Raw genomic sequence first — 11,768 nt, forward strand, 5'->3', positions numbered from 1 at the left:
TCCCGAAGCCGGTACGGCCTGTCCGGCCAACTGGACGTCCGGGTCGAAGCGGGCCAGGGCCGTCTCGGCGTGTGCGAGCAGCGCAGGCGCCTGGCGGAGATAGGTCAGTACGGCGCCCACTATGAGGTGATTGAGCAGGTGATGACGGCGGCTCAGAAGCTGGAGTTCGGGGCCTACGTCGGGTACCTCGCGGAGTACGGGATCAAGCTCCGTGAGCTGGCCCGGAAGTACGACGATCTCGAGGGGGCGTACCGCCGCCTGCTCGCGTACTTGGACGAGGTCCTCGAGCGGCTGAACAGATGGAGGCGGCTTCGTGCGTACCGCGCTCAACTCAGTTGCCTGAACGGCACACTGATCCGATGGCATACGACTTCTCGAAGGGCTTACCGTCGCCCCAGCCCGCAGCCCAGGTCTTCAAGGGGTACGTCGCGGCCGTCACGCTCCACGCGGACCGCGCTGAGATCAAGCGCAAGCTCATGGGGAAGGTGACTGGGGCCAAAGACTCCGTGATCCCGCTCAAGGACGTCATCAAAGTTCTGTTCAAGGAGCCGACCCGTCTCGCGAACGGATATGTGCAGCTCGCCACCGAACAAGACCGCGGGCAGCTCCGCACTGCTACCGCCGAGGCGGAGAAAGCCGTCGCGAACAACTCCCGGACCGTCATGTTCACCTGGAACCAACGCGAGACCTACGCCGCCTACCTGAAGGCGGCCACAGCCGGGGTTCAGGCGCAGGGCGGCAACCCCTTCGGGTAAGACGCACGATATTCCGTTATGTGGGATTCTGTGGCCCCCGTCGGCCCAGGAGTTGACGGGATCAGCCCCATGAGGGCTGGCCCCGTCGGCATGATTCCGCCATGAGCCAATGGATCGACTTCCTGTCGGGGAATTTCGTCTCGGGTCTTATCGGTGCCGGGATTGGTGGGGGAGCGAGCATCTGGGGAGCCCGGATGCAGGCCAAAGCGTCCGACCGGACAGCACGGGATACAGCAGCGAGGACGGCAGCGCAGGAGGCGTACGACCTTTTGGGTGAGCTGCTGAGCAAGATGCAGGGCAAGGCCGCGATCTCATCGTCCGACGACAGGGCGGCATGGAACCGCGAGCAACAGGTCATGGTCGTGCGGGCACGTACCGGCGTGAGCCTGCTCCCCGTATCGGAGGACGCGCGCCGCAGCCGGTGCCGGGAGACCCTCAAGCTGATCCGGGTATTCGACGGTTACGTCACGTGGGACGACCACGTGGTCCTCACTTCGATCGCGTTGAACGACGCGATGAAGTACCTCGGGACCTATGTCAGTGGGCGCCCTCTTCCGGCGCACGACGACGTGAAGGCGCGAATCGAGGCGGAGCGCAACAAACGCCGACGCATCAAGCTCGGGCTCACGTTGATGCGCTTCGAGGAGGCCGCCGAACGCTACGGACTCACTGCCGACGAGATGATGGAGGCCGACGAAATCAAGGCCGAACTCGGCGTTCAGCACAGCCGTGAGCTGACGACCGATGAGCGTGCTGCGATCAATTCGTGAAGTCCACTAGGTGGGCACACTGTGGGAGCTGGCGGCCCGGGCCACTGAACTGGAATTACTGAGACCGGCTCCCGCAGGTCTGTCCAGTCGGCATGATGATCAGCATGCAGGCAGAAGTACTCTCCGGTCTGATCGGTTTCGGCGGTGCCCTCGTAGGTGGCGTAGCGTCCTTCGGTGGCGTCTGGTTCACCCTGACTCATCAGAGGAAGCTGACCCAAGAGGCCCGCCTCTTGGAGATCGGCCTGGTTGCGGCGGACAAGGCCTTGAACGAACTGATCGCCCTCGGCGACTTCTTGGGGTCAGTCAGAGGTGATGTCGCAACCCTGCATACGGACGAGCGGGCGCCGTACCTGGATACCATGTTCGACCACATGCGGAACGTCGAGAGGGCCGTGGCCCGCATCCCAAGCCGTGAACTCCGCGACCGCGTGAAGTCCCTCTTCGTCGTCATGCGACAGTTCAGGGCTGCTGGTGTCCGGCACTTCTTCGCAGTGGGCTGGCTCACGGAGCTGACAGACGAGCTGACCGAACTCCTGGCGGCCTACATCCGTTCCGACCCCCTTCCACCCTTCTCTGAGCGGACAAAGGAGAAGCGCCGCAGAGCCGCCGAATACGAGCAGAACCAGCGGCGTCGTTACGAACTGTTCCAGGACCGCGATCCCGCCAACGTCGACCCGCGCGAGGAAAACGCGATGGACGAAGAACCCCCGGCGTCATGACGGCCGTCAGATCAGGTACTTGCGGACACATTCGCCTCACCGCGACCCGCGTCCGGAGGTGAGCCGTGGGCGGGACCAGGGATCGAACAGAGCCCACATCTTGGCGTCGCGCTGCTGCTGACGCACGCCGTAGCGGTCATCGAGCGGCCAGCCGTCGGCGTCGGAGAGGCTGTCCGAGACCGTGTCCCACTCGGAAAGCGCGCGCTCACCAGCAACCGCTGCTGCGGACAGGCGGGCGGTCCGGATGTACGGCGCGCTCACGGACCTCTATGGCAGCCAGGGGGAGGCAGGCGAGATCTACGTCGTCGATGACGACCCTGTGACCGCCAACCTCGGAATAGAGCCGATTGAGGGCGTGCTCGAGGAAATGCGGCTCCGTGGCACCCAGCACGTACGCGAACTCGGCTTGCCCCACGCAGAATCCGGCGTCGGGAAGAAGGCCGTTGGCTTCTTCCCGGTCGTCGTTGGACACGGAGGCGGTCACACCCAGGGCGGTGTGGCGGGCGAGCGTGATCCAGGCGGGGTCAGTCATGGTGAGCCTCGGAGGCGCACGTGGCCAGCACCCGGTCGGTAAGACGGTGGGATTTGTGCAGGGCACCGAAGGGGCCGGTGGCCAGTGGGATGGTACGGTCGCCGGCGCGGTCGGTGATGGCGCTGAGGTAGAACCGGGCCAGCCGACGGACGGCACGGCGAACAGCGGGGTACTTGGACATGAGGGCGCCTGTCTTTGAAGAGGTCGTGCGGGGGAGCGGGAGGCAAGGGGCGCCCGCAGGGCACACGGCCCCCCTCGCGGTGGCCTCGGTGGTGGCCGGGTCAGGCAGCCATCCGAAAATCTGTGTCGAAGAGTTCGCGCTCACGCGGGTGAAGCAGGTGCTGTGTGATGAAGGACCGGCCCGCCACCTTCCACAGTCCGCGCCCCTTAGTCAGCGCGGAGACAGCCTCTGTCTCGATGCCGGTCAGTCCCAATAGCGCTGCTGACGAGACGAGTTGGTCTGCCTCCTGGCGGTAGATGACCCGTGTGGAGCAGTCGGTGAGCAGGCCCTCGGCCAGCGCGCGTCCACGAGATCCGGCGTCGCCCGCAGCCAGCAGGTCGGAGAGGCGGTGAATAACCATCATGTTGGCGATGCCCAGGCCACGGGAGAGCTTCCACTGGCTCTGCATGCGCTCCAGCAGTGCAACGTGCCGCATGACCCGCCATGCCTCGTCGTAGATCACCCAGCGGCGACCGCCGGTGGGGTCGGCGAGCGCGGACTCCATCCACGCCGAGGCGCAGGTCATTGCCAGGACGAGCGCGGTGTCGTCGCCTGCGCCGCCGAGCCGGGACAGGTCGATGGAGAGCATGGGTGCGGACGGGTCGAATGCCACGGTGGACGGGGCGTCGAACATGCCGGCCAGGTCACCGTGCACGAGACGACGCAGTGCGTGGGCGAGGTCCTCGGCGGCCTGGCCCAGACGTCCGGAGAGTTCGCCGAGCGCGTCGTCGAGGCGCTCGGGGGAACCCAGCACGTGTGCGATCTGACCGAGCAGGGGCGTGGTGCCGGTGGCTTTGGCGTGAGCGACGACCTGGTCGAGTGCCACGTCGAGTGCGGTGTGCTCCATCGGGTACAGCTCGCGGCGTAGGACTGTTTTGGCGAGAGAGCCGAGCAGGAGAAGGCGGCGCTTGCGGACCTCGCCCGTCCAGTCCTGCTCGTCGACGCCGGACGGCTTGGTCGGGGCGTCCAACGGATTGAGACGGCCGGGCAAGCCGGGGCCGAGCGCGATGGTCTGCCCGCCCAACTCCTGCGTCACGATGGTCCATTCGCCCTTGGGGTCACAGGGGACGTAGATGCGGTAGCCGAAGCCGACGGCACGCACGGCAAGTGACTTGGCGAGCGCGGACTTGCCCATGCCGATGATCCCGGCGAGCAGGATGTTCGGGTTGGTGAATCCGTCGAGGCGTCCATACAGGGCGAACGGGTCGTAGGTGAAGGCGGCCTCGGCGTGTACGTCGCGGCCGACGTAAATGCCCTGGGCGCCAAGGCCGCCCTCGGCGAGGAAGGGGTAGGCGCCGGCGGCGATCGCGGTCGTCATCCGGTGGGCGGGCAGCTTGAGCTTTCCGCCGCGCGCGGAGGCCGGGCCGGGGCGCCCGGCAGCCGGAAAGGTGGAGCGCAGGTCGGGGTCGTGGCCGGGCTCGGTTCGGCGGGCTTCGGACCGACCGGCGTGGCGGGCCTTGTTGCGGGCGGCGGCGAACTGGTCGCGGGTGGCACGCGCGGTGCGCCGGTTGGACTTGCGGGGGACGAACAGAGGGCTGGCGCTGGCACGGGTGCGAGAGGACATGGCGGTGTGCTCCAGAGGTCAGTGGCGGGCGAGGCCGGTGAACGGGTCGCGCAGGTCGGCCGGGGTGTGGTCATGGCGGACCCGGACGGCGGTGGCCAGATGGCGCTGGCAGGCGGTGAGGTTGGGGGTGCTTTCGGGGAGCCGGGCCCGGCGCGCCTCCAGGGAGGGGAGGCGGCCGGTGCCTGGGTGCGGAGCTGCATGGAAGGCGGCGTGCAGGTGGTCGGCTGCCTGCCACAGCCGGATCCGGCAGGCCCACAGTTGGTCGCCTTCGGCGCCGGCGACCGGCCTGGTGCGTACGGCGTGCGCGTCGAGCAGGTCGTACAGGGCGATCACGTGGGCGTGCAGGGAGTCCAGCTCGGCACGGGTGGCGGCGACTTGGGCGACGGGCATGTTGAGAGCCCGGTGGAAGTCGAGCGCGGCGGTGGCGAACGGGACAAAGTCCGGGACCAGATCGGGCAGGGGCTCGGTCGACATGAGGGGGGTGCCCTTCGGTAGAGCGCGGAAATCGGTGGTGCGGGTGCGCTACGGGCGGGCGAGCGGCAGAGCGGCGTTGGTGAAGGCTTCGGCCTGCTGCCAGGTCAGCGGACGCAGGTCGATCAGCGCGGCGACGGCGGCCGTTTCGATCGCGGCGCAAGCTGCGTTGAGCTGCTCGTCGGTGTCCGCGCTGACGGTGAGCAGGCCGGTGAGGGCGACATCGGCGTGCCCGGCGATCAGCTGGCGCTCGCGCTGCTTGATGTCGGCGTACTCGACCGAGTCCTCCTCGGAGTCGACCTGGCCCTTGCGGGCGCGCTCGGCCGCGTCCGCGATGACCGTGGCCTTCTTGCGCTGCACATCCTTGAGCGCGGCATCAAGACCCTTGGGCGCGTAGGTGAGGGAGAGGCTGCGTCGGACCTCGGTGGTGAACAGGAGCTGGTGCAGGAAGCCCGGGTTGGTCTCGATGCGCGGCCAGTTCTCTATCCAGAACGTGGCGTGGCGGGCGGAGTCGGTTTGGATACGGTCGGCCTTCTCGACAAGGACGATCGGGCCTGCGGCGGCGGGGTCGGCCTGCGGTCGGCCGGATGAGGACCAGCGGTCGAGTGCGGCGGACGCCTTCGGGTCGTACGCGCTGCGGATCACGCCGGCGATCTCGGTCGCGGGCAGCCAACCAGACGGCATGAGACCGGAGTTGCGGGCGGCCTGATCGAAGGTGGCGGTGAGCTGTGCCAGGACCGCGAAGCCGCCGGCCAGTCCGCCACCGGCCTGGTTGATCAGACGACGGGCCGCCTTGAGATCGAGGGCGAGGGCCACGTACGCCTCGTGCGGGGCGGCGGCGGGCCCTGCGGCGGCCAACAGATCCGAGTAGATCGGCCCGGCCAACGGAGTTGCCGCATCGCCGTGCTCGGTCCAGTACCGGTTGAGGGCGTCACCGGAGTCGGGGACCGTCCGCTCCAGGACCTGCACGCGGGCGACGTGACCGGTACGGGCGAGCGCGGCCAGAGTGCGGCCCCAGCCGGAAACGTTGCTGGACTGGGTGGCCGGGTCGAGCAGGGCGAAAGCCCGTGAGGAGACCTTGACCACGGCAGTCAGCGTGCCCGTGTGCGGGTCATGCACAGCGCCGAAGCGTCCGCCCGGCGCGGTGACCACACGTAGCGAGGCGGCGGTGCCCGGCAGGTGCAGCAGGCCCTCACGCTGCGGCCGGGTGGAGGGCCGGGCGAGCCAGATGAGCTGGCCCCGGAAGCGGCGCAGTACGTACCGGATCACGATCGGCGCCCAGTCGGCGAGCGCACGCCCGCGGTGACGGATGAAGACACCAGCCAGCACCAACGCCCACACGGGGATCAGCTTGAGGGCTCCGGTTACGCCGGAGGTGAGCAGCACCGCGAGCAGCACCAGGCCGGTGGACGAGACGACGACCAGTTGCGGTGCGGTGAGACCGAGCAACAGGCCACGGCGCGAGCGGTGTGGGAACTTTACGGTGGCGGGACTGTCGGGGTGGGTAGCGTCAGAAAGCATGGCGAAGCCGTCCTTGGAACGCGAACAGAGGGAACAAGAAGGGGGGAGACGGGGCGGCCGGGCCGGGATCCGGTCCCGGCCGCCCCGTCAGCTACGGGCTACGAGCCCGATCCGCCAGGCGGGGAGGGATAGACCCACCGCTGCGGCGTGGCGCCGCCCTGCGGCGGAGGCCCGCCGTGCCGGGGCGCCGGCGGGTCCTCGTGCAGGACCTGCGGCGGGGTGACGGACGCGCCCTGCGGGGTCGGTCCGGAGGAGACCGGAGCCGCTTCCGCCCCGCTCTGGCCGAGCCGCTGAATGAGGGGGACCCCGCGGTCACCGTCGGTGGGAGGCCGACGGATCAGGGCCCGGCCCTTGTCGCCGCCGGCGTTCGGGTCTTCGCCGAAGCGGAAGCGCGTCTGCTTCGGCTCGCTGCCGGAGCCGCCGGTCGGGTCGATACCGGAGGCCACCCCGCCGGAGTCCTGGCCCGGCACCTTCGACGGGCCCTGCGGAGCGGGCGTCCCGGTGCCGGCCTGCATGGCGAGCTGGCCCGCGGTCTTCGCCGCCCCCGCCGCCACCGCCATACCCGCGACACCGGTGCGGTGCAGGTCATCGTGCCCACCGCCGTCGGCCGCCCAGTGCACGAACTTGTACGTCGCGTACGGGCAGAGCATCACCAGGACCATCACGACGATGCCCGCGAGCGCGTCGGACAGCGCGCCGAGTCCGTCGTGGGCTTCGGTCTTGCCCATGGCGGAGACACCCAGCAAGAACACAATCGTCATCAGGAGTTTGGAGACGATCAGAGTGCTGGTGGCCTCGATCCAACCGCGCCGCCAGCGCTGTGCGACCTCCCAGCCGCCGCCCGCACCGGCGAACACCGCGAGCGAGACGAGGATGAGGATGCCGACCTTGCGGGCGACCATAACGGCCCAGTACAAGAACGCGCCGACCGCGCAGCCGAGCGCGATGAGTGCGGGCACGCCCCAACCCAGGCCATACATCGCCCCTAGTTCGTTGACCTTGATGATGCGGCGCACCGCGTCGTCCACCGAACTGTTGGCGGCCTTGAACAGCCCCGCGCTCAGCGCATCCACCGCGGTGATCGCGACCGTGGTGCACGCGATGGCGGCGAACGCGAACAGGACGCCGACCACCGTGCCGTAGACGGCTTGGACCAGGGCGCGCTCGTCGCGGCGCCAGGCTGCCCGGGTGAGCTGCAGACAGAACGTACCGACGGTCAGCACCAGACCGATGGGTAGGAGCAGCTCGTAGTTCTGCCGGAACCAGTCGGCGTTCAGGTCGATGGCGGTGGTCTTGTCGACGGCCTTGGTCGCCAGGTCGGCCGCGGCCTGGGCCATCTCGCCCATCGACTTGGCGATCCAGGCGCCGATGCCGTCAGTGACGGCCTCGCCGGTCGCGCCAGCCACACCGCCGACGGCGTCGCACACCGTATTCATCAGAGGAAGGTCACAGGCCCCCATCAGGGCACCTCCGTTCGGGAGTTGAGGGCCGTGATCACGGCGATACGTTCGGAAGGACCCCGACCAGCGCGCAGTCGTGATGCGAGCGGCATTGGACGGCGAGGGTCGTGGACCGGGATTCGGCTCCGGCCCCGGAGCCCTTCCAGCCGATGGACTGCTTGCCGGAGACCGTGACGGCGTAGACGTACGACTCAGTGATCGCGCCAGGATCCTGCGCCAGAGCGGTCTTGAACGCCTGGGGGAAATGGCCCTCGCCGACTGTGGCCTCGGCATGCTGGTGGTTGTCGTGCATCCGCGACCACAGCACAGGGCTGGGGACCTGCTCGGTGACCGACTTCCAGTCGGCGATCTTGTCCTCGCCCGCCATCCACCGCTTGAGCCCGACCAGGTGCGCGGCCTGCGAGAAGGAGCGTGTGTCATAGCTCCACAGGGCCTTGGTGGCGGCTTTCGCGAAGGCGATCGGATCGCTCGTCTTTGGCGGCGCGGCCACAGCCGAACCTGTCTTAGACGCGGAGGGCGGGGAGGAATCGGCCGACGAGGACGACGGCTCGGGAGCCGACTTTGCCGGGGCGTCGGTCTCGGTGCGGGTCAGGTAAGCGATTAGGCCCGCGACCGCCAGCAGCACCGCCAGGACGACGCCGCCGATAGCCGCGCGGCGGCCCACCGAGGAGCGGCCCCGGTGGATCTGCTCGCTTGAGGAGAGGAGTCGCTTCTTCGGCATCAGTGGACCTGCGTCCCCATTGCCGAGAAGAACGCGACGATCCCGTTGGCGGCGCCCAGCAGAAGGGCGCATCCTGCGGCCACGACCGTGCCCTTCTTGCCGTTGGCCTCGGCCTGGTGGCCGCCGCTGTGGTGTCCCCAGGCCCAGACGAGGGCGGAGATCGCGAGCGCACCGACCACGGCGATGATCCCGAAGAGGTTGATGCTGTTGATGACCTTCTTCAGGACGTCGAGGCCGGGCAGGCCGCCCTCGCTCGGGCTGACGCCGGGGTTGTACGCCAGGAGCTGGGCATGCTGAATGAGCTTCACTGGAACTCCAGTTTGATTTTGACCGCGCGAAGGCCCGGAAAGAGGCGGAGGGGAGGGAGGAGAGGAGCGCCGGTCAGACGATCCGGCGGACGGCGAGCACGCGTGGCCGCCAGTCAGCGAGGGTGGAGATCTTGACCACGTCGCCGGTGTGCGGAGCCTGAAGGATCAGGCCGTCGCCGATGAACATCCCTACGTGTTCGGGGACTTCGGCCGTGCCGCTGGTGAACAGGAGGTCACCCGGCTTGAGGGCATCGACGCTGACCGCCTTGCCTTCCTTGACCTGCGTGTACGTCGTGCGGGTGATCGAAACTCCGCCGGCCTTGTACGATGCCTCCATCAGCGACGAGCAGTCGCAGCGGCCCATCGGGTCCTGCCCGTGCGGATCGCTGCATTCGCCACCCCACTGATACGGAGTGCCGAGCTGACCGAAACCCCAACGGATGGCCTTCTGGACCGACGTGGGTGCATCGCTCGGGATCTTGTAGCCCTTGGGGACGGCGCCGGCGGGGATCGGCCCGAACTTGGGGCCGTCCTCCCCGGTGCCGCACTCGGCGGCCGTCGCGGTGTCGGCGGAGTCTTTGGCTCCGTCCTTGTCGGAGCCGGAGCCCGACTGCTTCGGAAGGGAGGAGGCGATGGCCTTCTGCAGGGCCGTCGCTAGCGGCTCCCACTTGGCGTAGGCATCGGGCAGGCCGCTATGCTGCACCGCTTGCGCGGCCTGCGTCACGGTCATCGACTGCCATCCTGAGACCTTGAGCAGCGCCTCGTAGAACTTCGTCGACGCGTGCACCGGATCACGGACCTGCGCCGCCGAACCCCAGCCTTGGCTGGGGCGTTGCTGGAACAAGCCGAGTGAATCCCGGTCTCCGTAGCCGAGATTGCGAAGTCCCGACTCCTGGAGGGCGGTTGCGAGGGCGACCACCTGGCCCCGGACAGGGATCTTCATGGCGACCCCGGTGGCCTGAATTGTCTTGGCGTTCGGAATCTGCTCGGTCGGCTTGTCGAGCCCAGGGACCGACACCGAAGCCATGCCGTCTCCCTTGAGGATCGACGCCACCTGCTTGGTAACAGCTGCGGAATCCACAGCCTGCGCATCGTCCGGTGAACAGGACGTGGCCTGCGCAGAGTTCACGCCCGCCACCGCCACTGCCAGTGGGGCAACCAGCAGAAGCGGGCCGAGGGTTACGGCCCCGATGATGACCGGAGCCATCTTCACGACCGGGGCTCCATCGCCGGGCTGACGGGTATGAGGCGCGCAGCCGGGGACGGCCGTGCCTGGGCGTGCTGCATCAGCAACTCCTTGCTCGTAGGCGGCGCGGCAGGGCGTTCTCGTCGAAAAGGTCACCCATGCGGAGCCGGTCAGAAATGCGCAATTCCGAGATTCGGGGAGGGAAGCCGGACGGCCGAGAACGTCTAAATCTCGGCCGTCCGGATCCTCATGAATGCGGAGCGGCAGCCAGCCGCCCTCGTAATCTCACACGCCACACGGAAGACCACTCCCGCCCAATCCGCGGACCGATTTCCGGGTGCCGAGACCGTGCCCGCTGGACGGGCAACGCGCATCAGCACAGCTCAACCGGTACGGAACGGAGCCCCGTCCGTCGAACATGGCAGGACTGTAGAGACGAAATACGGCCGCCCCAAACGGCCCCAACCCGAGGAGCTCCAGAGGCCTTTTCGTTGACGGGAGTCGATTAGGTCCGGCCGAAAGGGACGGTTAACCTCCGGCTCATTGCCCGCTTGGCCGATGCATTCGCATGACCAGGCTCGGCATGAACCGGCCCGCGCCGTCCGGCGAATAGCCAGATGCGCCAACGGCCCTCCTGCGGAAAGGAAGAGCCACCCCATGCCGTACACCCTGCACCGAGGCGACGCACTCACCGCCCTCGCCGGCATCCCCGGCAACAGCGTCGACGCCCTCATCACCGACCCGCCCTACAACAGCGGCGGACGCACCAGCGGCGAGCGCACCGGCCGCAGCGCCCGCGCGAAGTACACCTCCGGCGACGCCGACCACGACCTCGCCAACTTCCCCGGCGAGAATCGCGACCAGCGCTCCTACGGCTTCTGGCTCACACTCCTGCTCACCGAGTCCTACCGGGCCACCGTGGAGTCCGGCACCGCCCTGATCTTTACGGACTGGAGGCAACTGCCCACCACCACTGACGCGTTGCAGGCCGCGGGCTGGACCTGGCGTGGCATCGCGGCCTGGCACAAGCCGGTCTCCCGCCCTCAGAAGGGCCGTCTCAAGCAGTCCTGCGAGTACATCGTGTGGGGCACCAAGGGCCCTGTCGATGCCAACCGGAATCCCGTCTACCTGCCCGGCCTCTATACGGCGAGCCAGCCCCGCAAGGACCGCGTCCACATCACCCAGAAGCCAGTTGAGGTCATGCAGGAGCTGGTGAAGATCTGCCCGGCTGGCGGTACGGTCCTCGACCCATTCACGGGCTCTGGCACGACTGGCGTCGCGGCCCTGCGCGAGGGCCGTAAGTTCGTCGGTATCGAGCTGTCTGATCACTACGCCGACATCGCTGAACAGCGGCTGCGCGGCGCAGTCACTCAGGAGGACTTCGTGCTGGCCGGGCCCGAAAAGTGAGAGCGAGAGCAGGACTGACGGGCCGAAACGTATGAAGGGCTGTTGCTCCACCGTGATGGTGGAGCAACAGCCCTTCTCGTAAGAGCTCGTAACACGATCATGGTGAGACGCGGTCTACCCTTGTTGGGGTGTCG

13 protein-coding genes are annotated in these 11,768 nt (G+C 68.2%); 4 read left to right on the forward strand and 9 right to left on the reverse strand.

Annotated elements, in window-relative coordinates; genetic code table 11:
- Positions 1 to 359: 359 nt before the first annotated feature.
- The 3 genes from AB0J02_RS41155 to AB0J02_RS41165 all read left to right on the forward strand — a co-directional run bounded on the left by AB0J02_RS41155 (position 360) and on the right by AB0J02_RS41165 (position 2,244).
- Positions 360 to 755, forward strand: a complete 396-nt coding sequence (locus AB0J02_RS41155; RefSeq protein WP_363199050.1) for a hypothetical protein — start codon at positions 360 to 362, stop codon at positions 753 to 755.
- Positions 756 to 856: 101 nt separating this feature from the next.
- Entirely contained in the window at positions 857 to 1,525 is a 669-nt protein-coding gene (locus AB0J02_RS41160) for a hypothetical protein (RefSeq protein WP_363199051.1), read from the forward strand.
- Positions 1,526 to 1,629: 104 nt separating this feature from the next.
- Positions 1,630 to 2,244, forward strand: a complete 615-nt coding sequence (locus tag AB0J02_RS41165) for a hypothetical protein (RefSeq protein WP_363199052.1) — start codon at positions 1,630 to 1,632, stop codon at positions 2,242 to 2,244.
- 205 nt (positions 2,245 to 2,449) lie between these two features.
- Here AB0J02_RS41165 and AB0J02_RS41170 read toward each other — a convergent pair whose 3' ends face one another.
- The 9 genes from AB0J02_RS41170 to AB0J02_RS41210 all read right to left on the reverse strand — a co-directional run bounded on the left by AB0J02_RS41170 (position 2,450) and on the right by AB0J02_RS41210 (position 10,248).
- Entirely contained in the window at positions 2,450 to 2,776 is a 327-nt protein-coding gene (locus AB0J02_RS41170; protein WP_363199053.1) for a hypothetical protein, read from the reverse strand.
- Positions 2,769 to 2,957, reverse strand: a complete 189-nt coding sequence (locus tag AB0J02_RS41175) for a hypothetical protein (protein ID WP_363199054.1) — start codon at positions 2,955 to 2,957, stop codon at positions 2,769 to 2,771. Before AB0J02_RS41175 ends, AB0J02_RS41170 begins: the two co-directional genes overlap by 8 nt.
- A gap of 100 nt (positions 2,958 to 3,057) precedes the next feature.
- A complete protein-coding gene (locus AB0J02_RS41180; RefSeq protein ID WP_363199055.1) occupies positions 3,058 to 4,560 on the reverse strand; it encodes an ATP-binding protein in 1,503 nt (500 codons plus the stop codon).
- A gap of 18 nt (positions 4,561 to 4,578) precedes the next feature.
- The gene (locus AB0J02_RS41185; RefSeq protein ID WP_363199056.1) at positions 4,579 to 5,034 is read right to left on the reverse strand and encodes a DUF6238 family protein; all 456 of its coding nucleotides are present in this window, start codon (positions 5,032 to 5,034) and stop codon (positions 4,579 to 4,581) included.
- A 48-nt stretch (positions 5,035 to 5,082) separates the two neighbouring features.
- Positions 5,083 to 6,552 carry an SCO6880 family protein gene (locus tag AB0J02_RS41190; protein WP_363199057.1) on the reverse strand — a complete coding sequence of 490 codons (1,470 nt, stop codon included), beginning with the start codon at positions 6,550 to 6,552 and terminating at the stop codon, positions 5,083 to 5,085.
- 98 nt (positions 6,553 to 6,650) lie between these two features.
- Positions 6,651 to 7,988, reverse strand: a complete 1,338-nt coding sequence (locus tag AB0J02_RS41195) for an ATP-binding protein (protein WP_363199058.1) — start codon at positions 7,986 to 7,988, stop codon at positions 6,651 to 6,653.
- Between the two features lie 58 nt (positions 7,989 to 8,046).
- Positions 8,047 to 8,733, reverse strand: a complete 687-nt coding sequence (locus tag AB0J02_RS41200; RefSeq protein WP_363199059.1) for a hypothetical protein — start codon at positions 8,731 to 8,733, stop codon at positions 8,047 to 8,049.
- Positions 8,733 to 9,041: a DUF6112 family protein gene (locus AB0J02_RS41205; RefSeq protein WP_363199060.1), complete on the reverse strand. Its 309-nt coding sequence runs from the start codon at positions 9,039 to 9,041 to the stop codon at positions 8,733 to 8,735. Before AB0J02_RS41205 ends, AB0J02_RS41200 begins: the two co-directional genes overlap by 1 nt.
- A 73-nt stretch (positions 9,042 to 9,114) precedes the next feature.
- A complete protein-coding gene (locus tag AB0J02_RS41210; RefSeq protein WP_363199062.1) occupies positions 9,115 to 10,248 on the reverse strand; it encodes a C40 family peptidase in 1,134 nt (377 codons plus the stop codon).
- A 636-nt stretch (positions 10,249 to 10,884) separates the two neighbouring features.
- On the opposite strand from AB0J02_RS41210, the gene AB0J02_RS41215 reads away from it, so the two are divergent.
- Positions 10,885 to 11,634: a site-specific DNA-methyltransferase gene (locus AB0J02_RS41215; protein WP_363199061.1), complete on the forward strand. Its 750-nt coding sequence runs from the start codon at positions 10,885 to 10,887 to the stop codon at positions 11,632 to 11,634.
- Positions 11,635 to 11,768: the final 134 nt, after the last annotated feature.

This window comes from Streptomyces sp. NPDC050264 (assembly GCF_040655895.1).
In the GTDB taxonomy this organism is placed as follows: domain Bacteria; phylum Actinomycetota; class Actinomycetes; order Streptomycetales; family Streptomycetaceae; genus Streptomyces.

Bases quoted from the DNA above. Each gene is read 5' to 3' on its own strand.
- AB0J02_RS41155 (WP_363199050.1), top strand. From the start codon at position 360: ATGGCATACGACTTCTCGAAGGGCTTACCGTCGCCCCAGCCCGCAGCC.
- AB0J02_RS41160 (WP_363199051.1), top strand. From the start codon at position 857: ATGAGCCAATGGATCGACTTCCTGTCGGGGAATTTCGTCTCGGGTCTT.
- AB0J02_RS41165 (WP_363199052.1), top strand. From the start codon at position 1,630: ATGCAGGCAGAAGTACTCTCCGGTCTGATCGGTTTCGGCGGTGCCCTC.
- AB0J02_RS41170 (WP_363199053.1), bottom strand. From the start codon at position 2,776: ATGACTGACCCCGCCTGGATCACGCTCGCCCGCCACACCGCCCTGGGT.
- AB0J02_RS41175 (WP_363199054.1), bottom strand. From the start codon at position 2,957: ATGTCCAAGTACCCCGCTGTTCGCCGTGCCGTCCGTCGGCTGGCCCGG.
- AB0J02_RS41180 (WP_363199055.1), bottom strand. From the start codon at position 4,560: ATGTCCTCTCGCACCCGTGCCAGCGCCAGCCCTCTGTTCGTCCCCCGC.
- AB0J02_RS41185 (WP_363199056.1), bottom strand. From the start codon at position 5,034: ATGTCGACCGAGCCCCTGCCCGATCTGGTCCCGGACTTTGTCCCGTTC.
- AB0J02_RS41190 (WP_363199057.1), bottom strand. From the start codon at position 6,552: ATGCTTTCTGACGCTACCCACCCCGACAGTCCCGCCACCGTAAAGTTC.
- AB0J02_RS41195 (WP_363199058.1), bottom strand. From the start codon at position 7,988: ATGAATACGGTGTGCGACGCCGTCGGCGGTGTGGCTGGCGCGACCGGC.
- AB0J02_RS41200 (WP_363199059.1), bottom strand. From the start codon at position 8,733: ATGCCGAAGAAGCGACTCCTCTCCTCAAGCGAGCAGATCCACCGGGGC.
- AB0J02_RS41210 (WP_363199062.1), bottom strand. From the start codon at position 10,248: ATGGCTCCGGTCATCATCGGGGCCGTAACCCTCGGCCCGCTTCTGCTG.
- AB0J02_RS41215 (WP_363199061.1), top strand. From the start codon at position 10,885: ATGCCGTACACCCTGCACCGAGGCGACGCACTCACCGCCCTCGCCGGC.